Origin of the sequence: Pseudovibrio sp. Ad13, assembly GCF_001623225.1 — a bacterium.
GTDB lineage: Bacteria > Pseudomonadota > Alphaproteobacteria > Rhizobiales > Stappiaceae > Pseudovibrio.
In genome coordinates this window covers 276969-296562 of sequence record NZ_LMCC01000004.1, presented here as the reverse complement: position 1 = coordinate 296562, position 19594 = coordinate 276969, and the positions used below count along the sequence as shown (strand labels likewise).

Sequence of the window (19594 nt, the reverse complement as noted above, 5' to 3'; positions counted from 1 at the left end):
ACAACTTTTTTCTCTGCGACCTCTCGCAGAATTGGGCAAGGGACTCATTGTGAAGGGCACGACCAAAGCCAGCAGAACGCAGCATCGCATTCTTGAAGCGGCCATCGACTATGTGCAAGCACAAGGCGGTGGGCAGTTTTCGTTGGATGCAATCGCCAAGCATGCAGGTGTTTCCAAAGGTGGGCTGCTCTATAACTTCCCAAGCAAACAAGCTCTCATCCGCTCCATGGTTCAATACCATGTAGATGGCACGCGCGATAACATTGCCACAGAAGAGCAGAAGCTTGCTGATGATCCCTATCGTCATAAACTTATGCGGGCATTCCTGAAGGGGCTTTGCAGCAAGATTAAAGAAGACAACAAGGCAGCCTCCGGTATGCTGGCCGCCATTGCAGACGACCCGAGCCTGCTTGACCCCGTCCGCGTCTTCCATAAAGACATGTACGCGCGCATTCAGGACGAGTCTGAAGACCCAGAGCTGGCAACCCTTGTCTATCTGGCTGTTGAAGGCATTCACAGCAACGGGATGTTTCAGGTTCTTGATGAGGACCAGCTGAATGTGGAAGAGCAACTCGAGCGCATGTTCGAGATACTCAAGTAAAGCTCTCTCTGACTTGATTTCTTCTCAGCCCTGACTGCTGAAATATATCGCCAGCCCCACCTGCCCTCTGCTAGCATTAATACCTATGTACTTTATGAATTAGCGGAGACGGGCAGATGAAACGCCGTGACTTTCTGAAAACAGCAATGGCAACCGGTGCTGCGGGCGGCGCTTCTGTCCTTGCTGCGCCAGCACTTGCAAACGCCACATTGAACCTGAAACTCGTCGGCTCTTTCCCAAAGGGCTTCCCGGGCGTGGGCACCTCAGCTGAGCAGCTGGGCAAACGCATCGAGGCGCTTTCTGACGGCAAGATCTCCATCAAGTATTTTGGTGGCGGCGAACTGGTTCCTCCGTTCGAAACATTCTCTGCCGTTTCCTCTGGCACTGCTGATATCGGTCACAACGCGCCTTATTATCAGGTGGGCAAGATCCGCTCGACTATGTACTTCACCACTCTCCCGTTTGGCCTGGATGCGACTGAACTTTCCGGCTGGTTGCGTCATGGTGGCGGACAGGCTCTTTGGGACGAAGCGTATGCACCGCATGGTGTGAAACCATTTTATGCGGGCAGCTCGGGCGCTCAGGCAGGTGGCTGGTTCAAGAAGCCAATCAAGTCTCTGGATGATCTTGTCGGGCTGAAGATGCGTATTGCTGGCCTTGGCGGCGACATTCTGCGCAAAGTGGGTGCGACGACTGTTGTCACACCTCCGCCAGAAATCTACCCTGCCCTGCAGTCCGGTGTGGTTGATGCGGCTGAGTTTGTTGGCCCGTGGAACGATCTTGCTCTCGGCCTTTACAAGATTGCGCCGTACTACCACTTGCCAGCGTTCCATGAGCCGGGTCCGGGTCTGGAAATGATCGTAAACCAGAACACCTATGAGAACCTGAGCCCTTGGCTGAAGGAAGTTCTGGCGCAGGCGGCGACAGCACAGGCTGAAGAGAGCACGGCGGAATTCCGCTACAACAACACCATCGCTCTTTCCACACTGGTGGAACGCGGTGCTATTCTCTCCTCCTTCCCACCGGATGTGATTGAAGCGATTGGCGCGGCTGCGCGTGAAGTGATTGCGGCTTATCCTGCTGGCGATGCAATGAGCGAGAAGATCCACGGTTCCTACATGGGCTACGTGAAAGCTTGTTCTCTGTACGGTGCGCGCATGGAGGGACAGCTTTATCAGGACCGTGCGCAGGTGTGGTCTACGTAAGCATCACTTGACCGAGATTTTGGAATGGGGAGTTTTGCTTCCCTTTCCATAGACTGCTTAAACGAATCATCAAAAGCTCACTAATTATCGTCGATGCTCTTGTACTCGCTGAAAACTCAAGTATATTTCCGAAATAGTAATCAATTGCAATCTACACATATACTTAGGAACTAAGTATTTCACCTACTTATATTACTTAGGTGAGAATAAGTAGGTAGTTAGTACAAATCCAAGCTATAGAATAAACGCTCTATAAAGAATTACTGACTCAATTTGTGCGTGTAATAACGAAACAGTGTAACGGGCAGCAGTGCCCCGCTCAAATTTGGAACTCGAGTTCCCCTTTCAGGTGCTCTCATGCGTCGTATTCTTTTAAAGTATCGTATCATCGCGATATTCATGCTTGCGTTTGTGCCCATGCTCTATTTTGCTGGCTCACAAACCACCACCGCCTATAACAAAAAGGTGGAAGCATCCTCTATTGGTCAGGTTGCAGAGTTTGTTCCTGTATTGAGTGCTGTTGTTCACGAACTGCAAAAAGAACGTGGCCGCTCCGCCGGATATCTTGGCGCAAAGGGCAAAGCCTTTGCAGAGGGCCTTGCTGACCAGCACAAGCTGACTGACAGCAAAATCCGCATCTATAAGACTGCGCTGGACAACATCCACCTTGCTTCCATTGACAAGGGCCTTGCGGCTCAGGTGGACATGGTGAACAGCCGTCTGGCAAACATTGCCCGGATCCGCAATAACGTCAAAAGCCTGAATACAACCGTTGGCGAAACTGTTGCTTACTACAGTGGCACAATCAACGAGGCCTTCAAGTTTTTGCCAAGTACAATTGCCGTAAGCCGCGATGCAAGCCTTGTTCGCAAGCTGAGCATGTATGAAGAAGTGCTGCTTGGAAAAGAGAACGCAGGCATAGAGCGCGCAATTGGCGCAAACGGCTTTAGTGCGCAGGAATTCAATCCGACTATCTACCATCGCTTCGTTCGTCTTGGCGCTAGTCAGGATACGCACTTCAAAACTGCGCAATCATTGATGACCGGGCCTCAGGTGAAGTTTCTTGAGAAGATCTTCAACCGGCCTATCATGAGCCAGGTTGATGCTGCCCGTAAGCTGGGGTATGCCGCTGCGTTTGGTGGCGATATCTCCTCCATCTCCGGTACTGAGTGGTTTGACCTGGCGACCGAACGTATCGACTCGCTGAAGGATTTTGAAGACTACCTTGCGGACGAACTGGTGATGCATGCGCAAAAACTGACTGCGAATGCACAGTGGGAGTTTATGCTGGCCCTCATCATCTCCGGCATTGTGACGGTGCTGGGTATTGGCGCGGCTTACACGATCATTCGCAGTGTATCTATTCCGGTAACAGCCCTACTTAGCGATGCTCGCAAACTGGCTGAAGGCGACACCACTGTGACGTTCGCTGGTGCGACTGGCGTTGATGAAGTTGGCCAGGTGGCGAACGCTGTTATGTCTTTCCGCGATACGGTTGCTGAGCAAAAGCGACTGCAGAGCCTTTCTGAGAAAGAGCATGAACAGGAGCGTGACCGCCAGATGCACGTGGATCAGCTGATCAGTGTGTTTAATGACCAGGTTTCCAGCGTTCTTGACCGGGTTGATGACAACACCGGTAAGATGCAGCAAACCGCTGACTCTCTGACGCACATAGCGACAACCACATCTGACCGTGCCAACAGCGCTGCTGGTTCCTCTGAGCAGGCTTCGCAAAACGTGCAGACCGTGGCTTCTGCTGCTGAAGAGCTCTCTGCATCCATCGAAGAGATCGGGCGCCAGATCTCCCAGACCAAGCAGACTGTTGATGATGCAACCAGTGTTGCAACTGCCACCAACGATCATGTGGCGGATCTGGATGTTGCGGCTCAGAAGATTGGCGAAGTGGTCAATCTCATTCGTGACATCGCCGAGCAGACCAACCTGCTGGCTCTGAACGCAACCATTGAAGCAGCGCGTGCTGGCGAAATGGGTAAGGGCTTTGCGGTTGTTGCATCCGAGGTGAAGGAGCTGGCAACCCAGACCTCCAAGGCGACAGAAGAGATTTCCTCTCAGATCTCCGGTATTCAGGGTTCTACGAAGGAAGCTGTGACCGCTATTGAGCAGATTGCTGGTACAATGCATCAGGTGAATGAGTACACCAGCTCCATTGCCACTGCGATTGCTCAGCAGAATGCAGCGACATCATCCATCAGCCAGAACATTCAGCAGGCTGCACAGGGCACTCAGGATGTGGCGGACAGCATGAGCGTTGTCACGAGCTCGGTTCAGGAAACCAACCACTCTGCCAATGACGTGCTTGAGGCTTCTTCTTCTGTTTCCAAACAGGCAACGGAGCTGCGCCAGACCATTTCCAACTTCCTGAGAGATGTTGTTGCGGCTTAAGCGTTAAACATTGCTGAAATGCATGGAGAGGGCTCCGGCCCTCCTCTTTTATTTGATCCCGAGTTGACCTTGGCTGGAAAGCCCATATAAGAGCGCCATGCAAAACATTGACGTTCTTATAATAGGTGCAGGTGCCGCCGGCCTGATGTGTGCCATTGAGGCTGGAAAGCGCGGACGCTCTGTGCTGGTGATTGACCATGCCAAGCGCCCAGCGGACAAAATCCGGATCTCCGGTGGCGGGCGGTGCAACTTCACAAACCTGCACGCCTCTCCCGCGAACTATCTTTCTGAGAACCCGCGTTTTGCTGTTTCTGCTTTGAAGCGTTTCACCCAGCATGATTTTATCGCGCTGGTGGACAAGCACCGCATCAGTTGGCACGAAAAAACACTGGGCCAACTGTTTTGCGATGACAGCGCTCAGCAGATCATCGACATGCTGCTCCAGCTCTGCCAGCAATCTGGCGTTCGCATTCAGCTGGGCACCAGTGTCACCTCTCTTACCAAGCCTGATGATCGCTTTACCGTTGGCACCTCCAGAGACACCATGCGAGCGCAGTCTGTGGTTATGGCATGCGGAGGTCCATCCATTCCAAAGATGGGTGCCACCGGCTTTGGCTACGAGATTGCCAAACAGTTTGATCTGCCGCTCGTCACCCCTCGCGCTGCTCTCGTACCGTTCGTCTTTGATGATACGATGCGGGAACGGACCAAACATCTGGCAGGCGTTTCAGTGGATGCTGTTGTGTCTTTCAAAAAGACCAGTTTTCGTGAAGGATTACTCTTCACCCATCGCGGCCTTTCCGGGCCATCCATTCTGCAGATCTCCTCTTACTGGGAAGAAGGCAAAGACATTCGCGTCAACTTACTTCCAGACACAGATGTTTTTGAGGCCCTGAAGTCCGCTAAGCAAAGCCAGCCGAAGCAGGACATTAAGACTGCGGTGGCAAGCTTGTTGCCTAAAAAGCTGGCCACACACATTGCTGAGGAGCATAAGCTGGGCGGACGGTTGGCCGACACCTCCGACAAGGTGCTCCGCAAAGCCGCTCTGGCTATCAACGAGTGGACCCTCAAGCCCGTCGGCACCGAAGGCTACCGCACTGCTGAGGTCACCTTAGGCGGCGTAAGCACAAAGGCCCTCTCCTCCAAAACAATGAAAACCAACTCCGTCCCCGGCCTCTTCTTCATCGGCGAAGTCGTCGACGTCACCGGCCACCTCGGCGGCTTCAACTTCCAATGGGCCTGGTCTTCCGGCCATGCAGCCGGGCAGTTTGCTTAGATGTGACGGTAAAATAAAGTCTGTAATGATGCGGTAGAGTTTGTAATGTCGAATATCATATAGCTTTCTACATATGAAAAAACTTACCAAGCAACTAAATTTCATTGTTCACAAATAACAATTTCATTAAATCATTTTATGACACTGGCGTAGTCTAGGTAAATTGAACTGAGTAGAAGTGTATAGTACCAGTTTTGTGCCAATCACGCACTTTTAGTGTCGCAATTTTCATTTCAGGTATCGTCATCTCCAAAAGTGCTTTTGACACAATTTTTAGAGCTCGCTCTCCTAGAATATACAACGAATTAGGCTCTTTTCGTTTCATAAATTTACGTCATTAGAACTACCGCTGTTTGTCGAATTGATCTTAACTCGATTAACAAAGAGTTTCCTCATAAGCACTCACAAACCAGCGACTATAACAACGCTTCATACTAGCATCATTCCGTATATAAGTGCGCGTAATCCGGGCCAGCACCTCAGACCAGTCACTTGCTTACTTGCAAACACTTTGTGGTCTGGCTCTCATGATCTCTGCAACTGCAGATTATGCGACGAGGTTCCAACAGTACCTGATTGAAAGCGGCGTGAGCATCAGCACCAACAATCAGACTATACCAGACGTCGAGTTTCTTTTCCGGGTAAGTTTGCTGCGACATGATCTGGTAGCCGAGATTTTCCATATCAGTGAACCGGGCCGGGTGCCGCTTGTGCTCAGTCCAAAGGAAGTCAAGCGCATTCTGACCTAGGCTCTCAATCTGAGAGTAAGCGCCATGCTATCTCAGTCTTATGGCTGCAGCATGCGCACGGGCGAAGTCATTCAGCTAACCACTGGTGATATCGACAGCACCCATAGCATCATCTACATTGCGCAAGCTAAGAAAGGCAAGGATCGCTACATAATGTTTTCAACAAATCTTCTGGAGTTATTGCGGGAACTGTGGAGGGAACATCCAACTGGTCAGGAAAAAATGTGCCCACGCCCAAGCGGATTCTTTCCCCGCAACATCGCTGCAACATCTATCGGTACAGCATTTTTCGTAGCTGTTCCATGTGTCATCTAGACAAGTTGGATTCACCAGACATCTAACGCTGCATACATTGCGATATTGTTTTGCAATCTACTTTCTGGAGTCTGGTGCCGATATCTGGAAGATCCAAGCACTGTTTGGCCATTCTAAGCTCACGACAATGGCAAAGTTTTTGCGGGTTGCCACATGCATGATTGCTGCCGCGGCCTGTCCCTAGACAGCTTGAGCTGACCCAAGTGTAAAAATGTCAAGGCTAAGTCTTCATAGAACACCATGCCCTTTCAATACATCGTCCTGTAAAGCATGATAGCCAATGGCTTGTTGCTTTTAAGTTTAATGCTGCCTTGGGCGAGGAGCCAGCCGTCGGGGCGTTGTAGTTGGGCTATGATCCGGAGTCTTGGTGACGCCTGAATGTTGGAGGGGCGAGTGACGGAAAAGTCTATGGCTTTTGATTTGCCTGAGCTTTTGAGATGGGTCTCGGTGGTGAGTTCTCGTGTACTGTCTTTAATGGCAGTGTCTTCAATGTAGATTTTGATTTGGCCTTTGGGAATTTCTGTATCACCTGCGAACGTGAGGGTGCCGCGAATGTCTGATGCTTGTGCTTCGGTGGTCTTAGAGAACGCATCGGTTCCAGCGGCCAATAGACCGGCTGCCAACAAAGCTGCACTACGATTGATCAGAGGTTTCATTCTTTTCCCCATCGGATTGCGTCATCAGAACAGTTTAGATGCATAAAGATAGTAAGAGGGGAGCGTGAGAGCCCCCCTCCTGTAAGTTATCAGACGATAACGAAGTCATCTGCAGAAAGTGACAGACCAGTCTTAAGCTGTGCAAACTGAATTGCACCAATGTCTCCTGAACCATCTGCATCATACAGCAAAGCACCGCTGTCGGTATCGTAGATGATGCGGTCAGCAGCATCTTGGCTAACGCCTGCAGCACTCATGTGGAATGCAGTCAGATCAAGAGCGCCAGTGCCGCCCAGTTCAGCAAAGATATCATTGTCGAGAAGGATCAGATCCTCACCAACACTGAAGTCTTTGATCTTGTCGACATTGTCGTTGCCAAGCTCTGTTGAGAAGCGGAAGGAATCTTCACCTGCGCCACCAACCAGAATGTCAGTACCTAGGCCGCCGTCAAGGAAGTCACTACCTTTTCCGCCGTAGAGCTTATCATTACCAGCTTCACCCGGCTGAATTGGCTCAGGTGGGAATTCAACGGATACGTTGAGTTTGTATGTTGAACCCTCTGGCACTGCTTCTGACCAACCATCACCTGGAACGTCCGGTGACCAAGCACCCTCCAGAATGTAGTAGGTGCCGGTTTCTTCAACAACGAAGACTATGCTTGAATCACGGTTGCTTGTAGAGCCGGGATCTCCGCCACCATCATCGTTCTGGGTGACAATATTTCCATCAGCATCAAGCAGTCTGACCCAGCTGTCATGGACGTTTGGATCTGCAATACCGTCGATATCGACAGTAATGGTCGTACCTGCAGCAAGCTCGATACCATAGTATCCACCCTGGCCATTTCCGGTCGCATTAACTGTTGTATGAAGAACAGTTGTTGAATCGAAGATGTCAGGATCTTCTGTCAGAGAGAAGTTATTGGAGATATCGAATGCAGTCGCGATTGAGTTGTTCGTCGCATCAGGACCAAGCGTCGCGTACCCTGTACCCATACCTGGGCGTGGGATAGGTTCACCTTGATCAGCGAAGTCACCGAAGAGGACATCATCGCCTTTGCCACCACGAAGAACATCGTTGCCACCCTGACCGGTCAAGGTGTTGGCAGCGTTATCACCCTTCATGCGATCATTATGTCCAGAACCTGAGAGGTTCTCGATCGAGATGTAAGTGTCACCTTCTGACTTGCCGCGTCCCAGATTGAGATTGACACCGCTGGTTGCGTCGGAATAGTCCGCAGTATCACTGCCGCGACCACCGTTCAGGATGTCAGCACCTTCACCACCGGTCAGAATGTCGTTACCTGAACCGCCCGAGAGTTCGTTTGTCTGGTCATTGCCAATGAGGTGATCATCGAAGAAAGAGCCAACAACGTTTTCAACGTCAACGATGATATCATGCCTGATGACTGTGCCTCGTCCTACAATCTGGACTGGACCATCTGCGTCGCCACCGCGTGCTGTGCCGTTGGCAAGGTCAACCGTTACTCCCTCAGAACTTCCTGAGTAAACGACTGTGTCGATGCCTTCGCCACCGTCAAGATAATCCTGACCAGAGCCACCGATGAGCGTATCATTGCCTTCATCACCATACAGCAGGTCACCGTCGTTGCCGCCGTCGAGGATGTCATCGCCGCCGCCGCCGTTAAAGACATCGCCGCCACCACGACCCCAGAAATGGTTGTTGTCGTCTGTACCGATGAAGCGGTCAATACGGTCGTCAGAGCCGATCAGGTTTTCAATGCTATAGAACGTATCACCTGATGCAGTACCACCGCTGGCAACATTGGTCTCAAGATTGACAAGCAGCTGGAATGGGCTCTCGTGGCTGTAGTCCACTGTGTCAACGCCGTCACCACCGCGGAAGATGTCAACACCATCCTGACCCATCAGTGTGTCGTCGCCGTCGCCGCCATCAAGGATGTCGTCACCAGCACCGCCAAAGATGGTATCGTTGCCGCGACCACCATAAAGCACGTCATTTCCGTCATCGCTCTCGGTCTGATCTTCAAGATCTTCGAATGCAATGGTGTTGTTGATATCACGGCTCGCCAATGAGTCACGACCACCAATGATGAGGTCATCACCATCCAGACCAAAGATCGTGTCGCCACCAGCTCCACCTTCAAGGGTGTTGTTGTCTTCATCACCAAAGATGAGGCTGGTCAGAGAATCGCCGGAATCGCTTGAGGTGTCGTCGTTACCGGTATCGACTGGTTGGGTCGGAGTGCCACCCACGTAGATGATGTTTTCGACGTTCTCGATTTCACCCAGGTCCAGGTCGCTGTTCAGCACAATGATCGTATCGTTTCCGCCGTCGGCTTCCTCGCGTACGATATCATCAGCGGAATCGACGAAGTAAACATCGTCTCCTTTGCCGCCAGCCATTTTGTCAGCACCGCCACGACCGTCCAGAACGTTGTCGCCATCGTTACCGATCAAGATGTCATCGTATTCACTACCGATGCCATTCTCGATGTAGTATTCGGTCTGGTCTGCATTGTGGCCAGCAAAGATAGACACATTGTTGCTGTGCCCATTGACGCTGGAGAACTGACCAGCACGCAGGTCAAGGATCGTGCCTGCCGTTGATCCGGAGAAGTCAATGGTATCAACACCACCGGTATCGTGGATAGTAAATCCGATATCGTGCTGCATGCCAGAGGATGTTAGCTCATAGCCATACTCTGTGCTGTTGAAGCCGTACGTGTTGTCACCCGTGTTGAGATCGATCTTCTGGTAAGTCCGTGCACCATCCTCGTCGACCTCGGAGAAAAAGCGACGGATGGTGGCTTCGATATCCGCCATCAATGGTGTGGAAGCTGACCAACGCGTTGTTTCTCCAACGTCAATGCCATCAAAATAGGACATCACACTGTATTGCTGACGATCATAAATCCAGGTCGCGTTGTTCAGATAGTTGATCTGAACGCCTCCAGGGCCGCTGTAGTTATAAAGACCCGGGTGATTCAGGCCAAATTCATGACCGAACTCATGGATGAAGCTGTCAAAAACATAACCGCCGATGTCTGTTTTGTTTGGCTCTGTATCGTGGAACTTCTGACCGATACTGACATAGCGGTTGCTTGAAAAAGCGCTACCGTCGCTTTGCTCACCTATCGCAGGACTAACGACCTCCATCCACTGTGTTTCAGAGTCGAACGGCACATCATCTACAATTTCAAACTGGAGAGGAGTAACAGCAGACCACACCTCCAAAGCGCCAATAGCTGCCGCTTTGTATTCCGGGTAATCATTCAATCCGCTGACATTGATCACCAGCGGCTGTGCTGCGATCTCAGGTGTAAGGCTGCGAGGCAGTGCGCTGACGTAATCAATATAAGCTTCGTAATCTTCACTTTTACCAAACGGATTATCCGGCGTTTGGTCATTAACCCACCACTGATCGTTGGGCTGGTTTGAATTTGGCATCTTTGTCTCTCCCGTTATACAAAGTTTGGGTGTTTAATGCTGCTTGGTTTTATGGTGCGGCCAATTAAAGCCTGACATCGCATGCACGAATGCATTCAACGGCATTGAAGGATGACTGAAGGAATTGATTGGCTAAGAGGCTATGAAAGCTGCGGCCTGAGGCATTCTTTGCTTAGAGGTTGCCCTAGATCTTGCAGCAGTAAATGCCTCAGAATGAGCCCGATAAGAGCTAATCAGACTGCCCAAATTTGATGAACCCGGACTGAGTAAAAGCGTAGGCTTCAATCTGCGAGTAAGAGCAATACTGGCTGCGTAAATGCTGCCTCTAAGAGGTTCCCATAAGTTTTCTGGGCTGTCGGTTCCTCCCAGAAACCGGCTGGCGATGGTACTAGTTGTGGCTCGCGAAGAACGAGTGCGCTTATCGATACATTCGGCAAGAGATTCCTCATAGTAATCAAACATTTCGACAGCCCCAAGTTCAGGTGAAGTGCCGCCCCTCCAGAGCAAGCACATCAGAATTCTTTTGGTTCTTCAATGCCTTGTGTAGATTTAACCTAAGCACACTGCATGCAGTGCTAGAATTCTTTTTTAAATGAGGTTTAAAGTCAACGCTGTTAAAGATGATAATTTTTAAGTTACCAAACGTAATGCTAAAATATTTAATCAATAATACGACAAATTACTTTACCGCTATTTCGTGCGATTGCGTTTATTCATAACCTATCTGAGGTTGTGAAGATTTATCATTATAACCAGCTTGCGGTTGATCGACGTTCTTGAGGAAATTTCACTTTTGGGAACTTAACGACCTTACGTGATCCTCACACTTCATTCTCGCACCACAGATCAATTATGCCAGCAAGAGAGCTTTCCTCACTGCCAAGAACTAGCGACGTCTCCTATATATTTAGTTCTTTACGCTTCGCGATAATTGCGCGCGTTTAGTTAGGCAGGCGTAATAACTCAAATATATCAAAATCTTAGAGGTAGTATAATTTGGTGTGTGTGGTCTGCTTGGTGGATTGAAAATCTGTTGTGTGGTGGTACACTTTTGGGGCTAATTCAAGAAACAATAGTAAAGCCAACAAATGGCCCTCATTCTTCATCTGCTGCAGCAAATGTGTGTGTATTTGGTGATCGTTTATATGGTCAGCAAAACGCCGCTGTTTAAGATCTTTACGGAAGACGCCCCTCGCCTACCGCACAAGGTACTTATTTATCTGGTGTTCTCTGGCTTTTGCGTGATTGCCACAACATTCGGTGAACAGGTTGATGGGGCCATTGCTAACACCCGCGCTATGGGCGCGGTCCTGGGTGGTCTTTTGGGTGGTCCAGTTACGGGGTTTCTGATTGGGTTGACGGGCGGTTTGCACCGCTACGGCTTTGGTGGGTTTACTGATCTGGCTTGTGCGATCTCGACCACCTCAGAAGGCCTGTTGGCCGGGATGACTGCATTCTATTTGCGCACGCATAACAAACGCGCACTGCTGTTTCGCCCGATGTTTGTGTTTGGCCTCACCTTTGTAGCGGAAGTGGTGCAGATGCTCATCATCCTGATTGTAGCCCGGCCATTTGATCAGGCTCTTGCGCTTGTCCAGCAAATTGCGCCCCCGATGTTGTTCGTCAACTCACTGGGAGCAGCTTTCTTTATGAGCATTGTCCGTGATCAGAAGACGATGTTTGACAAACTATCATCAGCCTTCTCCAGTCAGGCACTAAAGATTGCAGAACGATGTGTCGGCGTCCTTGCTAAGGGGCTAAATGAAGTTTCTGGAGGCAAGGTTGCCCAGATTGTTAAAGACGAAACGAATGTAGGGGCCGTCGCGATTACGGACCGTACCAAGCTGCTTGCCTTTATTGGTATTGGTTCGGATCACCACAAACCGGGGACAGAGATTTCCTCTCAACTGACTATTGATGCTATCGAACAAAACAAGGTTATGTATGCAGACGGTGTTGAAGAGCCATATGGCTGTTCGCTGTCATCCTCCTGCAAGTTGGGTTCATGCCTTGTTATTCCGCTTCGTAGCGACTCCCAAGTGATCGGCACAATCAAACTCTACGAGCAGAAGAACAAGCTGTTTTTGAATATCAACCGAACACTGGGCGAAGGCATTGCGAAGCTTCTCTCCAATCAGATCCTTTATGGAGAACTGGAAGAGAAACAGAGCCTTTTGACACGGGCTGAGTTGAAACTGCTGCAAGCGCAAGTGAACCCGCACTTTCTGTTCAACACGCTCAATACGATTGCCATTATTACAAAACGCGACGCGGAGAAGGCTCGGGAACTATTGCTGCAGCTCTCCAAATTTTTACGCATTAACCTGAAGCGCACCTCTGGCCTCGTCACTCTTGGTGAAGAACTTGACCATGTGGATGCCTATCTGGCGATTGAGAAAGCTCGTTTCCCGGACAAACTGGCTGTTGAGCTCGATGTTCCCACTGAACTGCTATCCCTGAAAATTCCAGCATTTACGTTGCAGCCACTCATTGAAAACGCCATCAAGCATGGCATTTCGCAGAGCATAGACGGTGGATGCGTTAGAATCCGTGGGCTCATGAGCAATGAGTATGTGGAACTTCAAGTGGAAGACGATGCCGGGCTTTATGTGCCACCACAGAACCGCGAAGGACTTGGAGTTTCACTGGTCGACAAACGCTTGAAGAAACAGTGGGGTGAGGAGTTTGGCCTGCACATTGAATGGGAAGAGGACGCTTTTACCCGGGTTTCAATCCTACTCCCTGCTCCTATGTTGGAGGCAGCCCAATGATTAGTTGTCTGATTGTTGATGATGAACCTTATGCTCGTGAGGAGTTGAAGGATTTGCTCACTGGAGCAGATGGTATCGAAGTACTTGGCGAGTGCAGTAATGCGATTGATGCCCTTGGGTTTATAAATAAGCACAAGCCTCAACTGGTGTTTCTGGACATTCAGATGCCGCGCATCTCTGGCATGGAAATGATTGGCATGCTGGACCCGGAAACTATGCCGCGCATTGTGTTTTCGACCGCTTATGACGAGTATGCCATTAAAGCCTTCGAGCATCATGCTTTTGATTATCTGCTCAAACCAATTGAAGAGGACCGGCTTGCCAAGACACTTGGCCGGGTCCGGTCTGATCTGCGTCCGCAATTGATGGAAGAAATTACGCCTCAAGAGCTTCAGCACCTCCCCTGCTATCTTGGAAACAAGCTGAAGGTCGTTCCAGTGGCAACCGTTGAATATGTGTTTAGCGACTTGTCTGGAATCCATGTGGCGACTGCAGAGTCTTATGTCCACACACACCTCACCCTTAAAGTGCTGGAGCAAAGAACCGCATTGGCCCGTTGCCACCGCCAGTACCTCGTCTCACCGGATGCGATTTCGGAAATCGTGCTGCAAGAAACAGGTGCGGAAGTGGTGACGCACAACGGCACCAAGATCCCAGTTTCGCGTCGCTACCTGAAAAGCCTGAAGCAACATTTTGGATATTCATAAGTACGTATATACACTTAGCCTTTGGGTCGCTTCAAGTTTACGTGAAACTGTCGCGTCGCAATTAACCGCTTATTTGTTTTAATTGCCGCTCACCTTGCCTCAACTGCCGCTTAGCTGAAACTTCAGCGCCTTGCCCTTGAAACCGGTCTAATCGCTCCCAGAGATTTGTGGAGGAAGAAAGATGTCCTGGTTTCTCTTAAGTATTGGCCTGCTGTTCGGCGGCTATTTTATCTATGGCATGTTTGTCGAGAAGGTTTTCGGGATTAAGCCCGCACGCCAGACACCTGCCCATGCACATACAGACGGCGTCGATTATGTGCCTATGTCCACCAAGAAGGTTTATCTGGTTCAACTGCTGAACATTGCAGGTGTTGGACCGATTTTTGGCCCGATCCTTGGAGCTTTGTATGGTCCAGCTGCGATGCTTTGGATTGTTTGTGGCTGCATCTTTGCAGGTGCAGTGCATGATTACTTCTCCGGCATGCTGTCCGTTCGCAACAAAGGGCAATCCGTCCCCAACCTTGCCGGCAAGTACCTTGGCAACGGTGCGAAGCACTTCATGAACATCTTTGCAATTGTTTTGCTTTTGCTCGTGGGCGTCGTGTTCGTGTCTGCTCCGGCAAGCCTGCTAGGCCGCCTGACTGGTGTTGATGTTACCATCTTCTTGGTTTGCATCTTCGCATACTACCTGATCGCCACCATCGTTCCTGTCGACAAGATCATCGGGCGCTTTTACCCTTTCTTCGGCGCATTACTGGTGTTTATGTCTGTGGGCTTGACGGTCGCTTTGCTGCTGTCCAGCGAACACACCATGCTACCAGGTGTTGAAGCTGGCGATTTCTTCCAGAACCTGAACCCGAATGACATGCCACTGTGGCCTGCCCTGTTCATCACTATTGCTTGTGGTGCAATCTCCGGCTTCCATGCCACACAGTCCCCTCTGATGGCCCGTTGCATGGAAAATGAGGAAAATGGTCGCTTCGTCTTTTACGGTGCGATGATTGGTGAAGGCGTTATCGCGATTATCTGGTGTGCAATTGCTTTGTCCTTCTTCGGCGGTGTTGAAGGCCTTGCAGAAGGCATGGGCGGCAATCCTGCGAACCTGGTTTATGAAGCATCCAACGGTCTCTTGGGCGCATTTGGTGGCTTCCTTGCGGTGCTCGGCGTGATTATTCTGCCAATCACTTCTGGCGATACTGCATTCCGCTCCGCGCGCCTGATCCTTGCTGAGTTCTTCAACATGCCACAGAACCAGATGCCAAAGCGCTTGCTGCTGGCGATCCCGCTGTTCGTTGGAGGAGCATTCCTTACTCAGGTGGATTTCGGCGTGATCTGGCGTTACTTCGGCGTCGCCAATCAGGCAACTGCCGCACTGATGCTTTGGACTGCAGCTGCCTATCTGCTACGCCATAACAAGCTGCATTGGATCTGCACTATACCGGCAACCTTCATGACTACCGTTGTTGTGACCTTCCTGCTGAACTCCACCAAACTTGGGTTTGGCCTGCCAATGACGGTCTCCACCATCGGCGGCATCCTCGCAGCCCTACTGATTGCCTCAGCAGTCCGGGTGAAGGTGAAGGGTAAAGTCGTCGACCACGAAGACGTGCTTGAACCTGGCGAGTAACCCTCCCTCCACTCGCCAAAGCAAAACAGCGCAAGGACTCTAGTCCCTGCGCTGTTTTTTTGTACTTACCAGATACAACTGGAGACAAGGCAAAGCCCTGCCTCACATTTGCATAACTTAAAACGTCTTGGTGTATTGCAAGAAGACGCGGCGGCCTTCGGCTAGGACTTCACGGTTGCGTATCGAGGAAGCGGTAATGTTCTGCTGCTTCGTATCGAAGATGTTTGTTACACCAAATCGGAAATCACCGTAGTCTGAGCGATAAGAAGCATTTGCGTTGAAGGTGTAGGTAGCTTCAAGCTTAGTCAAATCTACGCGTTTTTTGTCAGAAATGCTCTGTTTGCCACTACGACCAGCACTTAATAAAGCTTCTCCCTGTACAACAAAGCCATTGCCGAAATCATAGTCAGCGGAAAGTGTTGCTTTTAGAGGGGACTGAATGCGGTTGTTTGGGAGGTCTTCATCAAAGTCTCCGTCATTATCAGGGTCCCAAACACCTTCTTGATATGCAAGAACAGCACCCAATCCCAATGCATCATTAAGCTGGCTTCGAACTGTTAGTTCAGCTCCCCAGATGCGTTCTTTCGCTTGAGAAACAGTTTGGGTCGCGTCATCAAAGTTCACCCCCTCGTCAGAGGTTGAGTAGAACGCAGAAGCAGCGACAGACAGCTTCTTTGTATCGTATCGTGTACCGAACTCGAAGTTATTTACGACCACGGCGTCCGGAGCAAAGTCATCGAACTTTACAATACCATCAGGCACGAATGGGTTATCCGGACGTGCTCGCCGAGTGAATGAGCCCACATCAGGAACTGAGAAACCTTGCGAGAACCCCGCAAACACATCAAGTTCATCAGTCAAATGCGCAACACCGCCCAAATTGAATACGGTCGCACTGTAGCTTTCCTTCGCCGCAAGAAAAGTGTGAGCGGTAAAGTCATTAGAATAGCCAAGTACTTTTGCTTCTGGCCTTACGAAGCTATCAAGTTCGAGGTTATAACGCTCGTGGCGAACTCCGCCACGAACCTCAAACATGTCAGTCACAGGTGCTGCGACCTGCGCAAAGAATGCGTAGCCATGCTGCGTCATTGGAGAAATAATATCGCGGCCGTCAGTTGTCGTCTGAGCAATATCATTGAAGGTATAATCGGCTCCCCAAGTCAGCTCGAGCCCTTCGTAGAGTTTTGAAAGATCTGTATTGATTGTGGATCGAACCCCAGCCTGTTTTGCAAGCAAAACGCTTTGTCCTTTGAGGGGCTCTGGCTTGTACTCAATCGGGTTGGCAGCACTGAAGGGCACAAATGCAGCACGTTTTTCCGAATTATTGTAATATACCTCTAGTTGGGCATCACCGAAAACGCCCAGATCATAGAAATTCAATTTTGCGCTGATGTTCTTACTATCTTCAAGAACAGGCAGCCCTTGATACGGACTGCTTTTATCTACAGATACGCTTTCTGGAGCATAAATTGTATTATACTTGATATCTTGTTCCATCTTAACAAGGTTTGCATAGATGGAGAGATCAAATGTTTCTGCCTCAAAACCAACCTGACCTGAAACGTTGTACTGTTCGATTCCAGAGCCGCCGCCCTGCCCGGTCATCGGATCTTCAGAGATCTGATCACCAGCACCATCGAACCTGTCACCTGTGTTCTTAAACTGACCATTGAGCTGAATACTCTTGCCATCCTGCCGGAAACCAGCACTTAAGCTGGTAGTCAGGTCTGCACTATCCGACCAATCTCGTTCAGACCCAGATACCGTCGTGGATACACTGCCGGACAAGCCTTCTTTCTCAGCAGTTTTTGTGATGATGTTAATCACACCACCAGTTGCACCGTTCCCGTAAATAGCACTTGCGCCATTCACGATCTCAATACGCTCAATGCTGTCTGGATCTACCAGGGAAAGGGCACGTCTTAAACCACGGAGCTCGGTTGTCCTCGGTGTTCCGTTCACCAGAATTTGAGCAGAGCGGCCACGGAAGTTTTGGCCAGTGTCGGTGAGCCCTTGGTTGTCCAATGAATATCCTGGAACCAAACGCGAGAGCGCACTCGCAAGGCTCCCGTTCGCAGCGACCGCTTGTTGCAGTTCTTCGCCGGAGATCACCTGCACAGTGCCCGGAATGGAGGAGATGGATTCCTCGGTGCGGCTGGCGGTTACGACGACGGTTAGATCGGTGTCGTCTTCAATGGCATCCTGTGCGGTTGCGATGGATGCTGTTTGAAACAGTGCGAAAGGTGCGACGGTGCATAGCAGCACTCGCGCGAGGGAGCCCTTGCTCCCCATAGCGATGCGTTTCATATTGCCCCCTAAGTTTTTATCGGTGATGTTGTTGAAAGATCTGCATCTTCAGCAGTTTGTTGCCCCTTGCCGATGGATGCTTTTTTGAAGAAATACATGCTGGCCAGAATGCCTGCGACAGAGCAGACAGTTGCGAGCGAGAAGAGAATGCCGTAGCCGGAGTACTGCGCGATAACACCAGCTGCTACGCTGCCCAGCATGTAGACGAACAGATTTGCGCAGCTGAGAATGGTGAAGTCGGTACCAGCTTGCTTGAGTGAACTGACGCGCATGAATGCGCTGTAAAGACCGACAATTTCCATGTAGCGGATGAAGGTGTTGGCAGCAGAAAGGCCAACAAGCACGGCAACCCCGCGATAGTCCAGCAGAGCTACAGACGCGTAGCCGAGAAAGCACAAAGTCCTCAAAGTGCCGATGAGCCAGAGGAATTGCATCAGACCAGCTCGCTTGATCAGCACCACAGCGATCGCTGAGCCGCCCAAGCCGACGCAAGCAGCTGCACCTCCGCTGACCATCCCAATCTGAGAAAGAGAAAAGCCGAAGTCCACCAGGAACGCTTGCTCAACGCCTTTGACGAGCCCCTCAGGCAGGCGGAACAGCAGTGCAAAGAACAGCAGCATCAACGTGTTGTTGCGTTTCACAAATCCGATGATCGATGGCCGTGGTTTACTTTCTCCATCGACACCTTTGTCTTTCCGTGGGTTTTCTCTGAAGAACAGCAGTGGCAGCAAAGTGAGAAATGACAGGCCAGCAGCTGTTTTAAGGGCAAAGCTCCACCCCCACAGATCATGCAGGAACAGAGACAGAGAACCACCGATCAGCACGCCTGCGGCAACACTGCCTCCCTGGACTGCATTGCCAAGAGGTTGGTCTTTCGGGGCGAGGTGCTCAACGGCAAAGCCATCTGTTGCAATGTCCTGTGTAGAGGAGGACAGCGCCAGAACCATCAGTAATGGAAACAGGATGTGCAGTTGCTCGGCGACATTGAGTGTTGAAAGGTAAGTGATGATGCCCACGGAGATAAGCTGCATCGGGATGATCCAACTTCGGCGTCTTCCAAAGGCAGCGAAGGAATAACGGTCAACAATTGGCGCCCAGAGAAACTTGATGACCCAAGGCAGCATCAAAAGTGCCATAGAGCCAATGCTGACAAGACTGATGCCTTGTGCGCGGAAGATCGCCGGCATGGCCGCAGCGACAAGATAAACCGGAATAGCCTGAGCTACATAAAGCCCCGCCAGCACGATAATGACTGAACGGGCTGTACGATCACCTTGCTCGTTGTGTGAAGTTACGCGCGCCTGCCCTGCAATATGGGCACTGCTGTCGTTAGCCATTTTCTACCTAGCACTCAACGGCCTGGCTCGAACGAGTCGTTCTGGCTAACCAACTAATGATTTTTAACTAGAGAATTACACTCATATTTTCAATCACTACTTGCAAGTTATTCGCAATTAGATCTTGCGGGAAAACTACAATAATTTCTGCTTTAGCTAAGTTTTCAAGCCAGCGGCAACACGCTTCTAACCAGTTTGCTGACAGGAGC

13 protein-coding genes are annotated in these 19594 nt (G+C 50.5%); 9 read left to right on the top strand and 4 right to left on the bottom strand.

Features of this window, described 5'->3' with window-relative positions:
- Nucleotides 1-49 precede the first annotated feature (49 nt).
- The 6 genes from PsAD13_RS06140 to PsAD13_RS28050 all read left to right on the top strand — a co-directional run bounded on the left by PsAD13_RS06140 (nucleotide 50) and on the right by PsAD13_RS28050 (nucleotide 6549).
- Nucleotides 50-601, top strand: coding sequence for a TetR/AcrR family transcriptional regulator (locus tag PsAD13_RS06140; protein WP_057461017.1), 552 nt, complete (start codon nucleotides 50-52; stop codon nucleotides 599-601).
- Nucleotides 602-717: 116 nt separating this feature from the next.
- Nucleotides 718-1806 carry a TRAP transporter substrate-binding protein gene (locus tag PsAD13_RS06135; protein ID WP_063317573.1) on the top strand — a complete coding sequence of 363 codons (1089 nt, stop codon included), beginning with the start codon at nucleotides 718-720 and terminating at the stop codon, nucleotides 1804-1806.
- 357 nt (nucleotides 1807-2163) lie between these two features.
- Nucleotides 2164-4209, top strand: a complete 2046-nt coding sequence (locus PsAD13_RS06130) for a methyl-accepting chemotaxis protein (RefSeq protein ID WP_063291410.1) — start codon at nucleotides 2164-2166, stop codon at nucleotides 4207-4209.
- Nucleotides 4210-4306: 97 nt separating this feature from the next.
- Entirely contained in the window at nucleotides 4307-5485 is a 1179-nt protein-coding gene (locus PsAD13_RS06125) for an NAD(P)/FAD-dependent oxidoreductase (protein ID WP_063317572.1), read from the top strand.
- A 527-nt stretch (nucleotides 5486-6012) separates the two neighbouring features.
- On the top strand, nucleotides 6013-6234 hold the full coding sequence (locus tag PsAD13_RS28055; RefSeq protein WP_208986457.1) for a hypothetical protein: 222 nt from the start codon (nucleotides 6013-6015) through the stop codon (nucleotides 6232-6234).
- A 9-nt stretch (nucleotides 6235-6243) separates the two neighbouring features.
- Entirely contained in the window at nucleotides 6244-6549 is a 306-nt protein-coding gene (locus tag PsAD13_RS28050; protein WP_343228952.1) for a tyrosine-type recombinase/integrase, read from the top strand.
- Between the two features lie 248 nt (nucleotides 6550-6797).
- On the opposite strand, the gene PsAD13_RS06110 is transcribed toward PsAD13_RS28050, so the two are convergent.
- Together PsAD13_RS06110 and PsAD13_RS06105 are read right to left on the bottom strand one after the other, a co-directional pair.
- Nucleotides 6798-7205, bottom strand: a complete 408-nt coding sequence (locus PsAD13_RS06110) for a hypothetical protein (protein ID WP_063317569.1) — start codon at nucleotides 7203-7205, stop codon at nucleotides 6798-6800.
- Between the two features lie 89 nt (nucleotides 7206-7294).
- Nucleotides 7295-10636 carry a M10 family metallopeptidase C-terminal domain-containing protein gene (locus PsAD13_RS06105; protein WP_063317568.1) on the bottom strand — a complete coding sequence of 1114 codons (3342 nt, stop codon included), beginning with the start codon at nucleotides 10634-10636 and terminating at the stop codon, nucleotides 7295-7297.
- A 1088-nt stretch (nucleotides 10637-11724) separates the two neighbouring features.
- On the opposite strand from PsAD13_RS06105, the gene PsAD13_RS06100 reads away from it, so the two are divergent.
- The 3 genes from PsAD13_RS06100 (at nucleotide 11725) to PsAD13_RS06090 (ending at nucleotide 15741) form a co-directional block, all read left to right on the top strand.
- Complete coding sequence (locus tag PsAD13_RS06100; protein ID WP_063317567.1) at nucleotides 11725-13407, top strand: sensor histidine kinase; 1683 nt, start codon at nucleotides 11725-11727, stop codon at nucleotides 13405-13407.
- Nucleotides 13404-14114: a two-component system response regulator BtsR gene (gene btsR, locus PsAD13_RS06095; RefSeq protein WP_063309596.1), complete on the top strand. Its 711-nt coding sequence runs from the start codon at nucleotides 13404-13406 to the stop codon at nucleotides 14112-14114. The genes PsAD13_RS06100 and btsR overlap by 4 nt, the downstream gene beginning before the upstream one ends.
- 181 nt (nucleotides 14115-14295) lie before the next feature.
- Complete coding sequence (locus tag PsAD13_RS06090; RefSeq protein ID WP_063317566.1) at nucleotides 14296-15741, top strand: carbon starvation protein A; 1446 nt, start codon at nucleotides 14296-14298, stop codon at nucleotides 15739-15741.
- Between the two features lie 117 nt (nucleotides 15742-15858).
- On the opposite strand, the gene PsAD13_RS06085 is transcribed toward PsAD13_RS06090, so the two are convergent.
- The gene (locus tag PsAD13_RS06085; protein ID WP_208986455.1) at nucleotides 15859-18048 is read right to left on the bottom strand and encodes a TonB-dependent receptor; all 2190 of its coding nucleotides are present in this window, start codon (nucleotides 18046-18048) and stop codon (nucleotides 15859-15861) included.
- Between the two features lie 8 nt (nucleotides 18049-18056).
- A complete protein-coding gene (locus PsAD13_RS06080; protein WP_063317565.1) occupies nucleotides 18057-19385 on the bottom strand; it encodes an MFS transporter in 1329 nt (442 codons plus the stop codon).
- Nucleotides 19386-19594 lie beyond the last annotated feature (209 nt).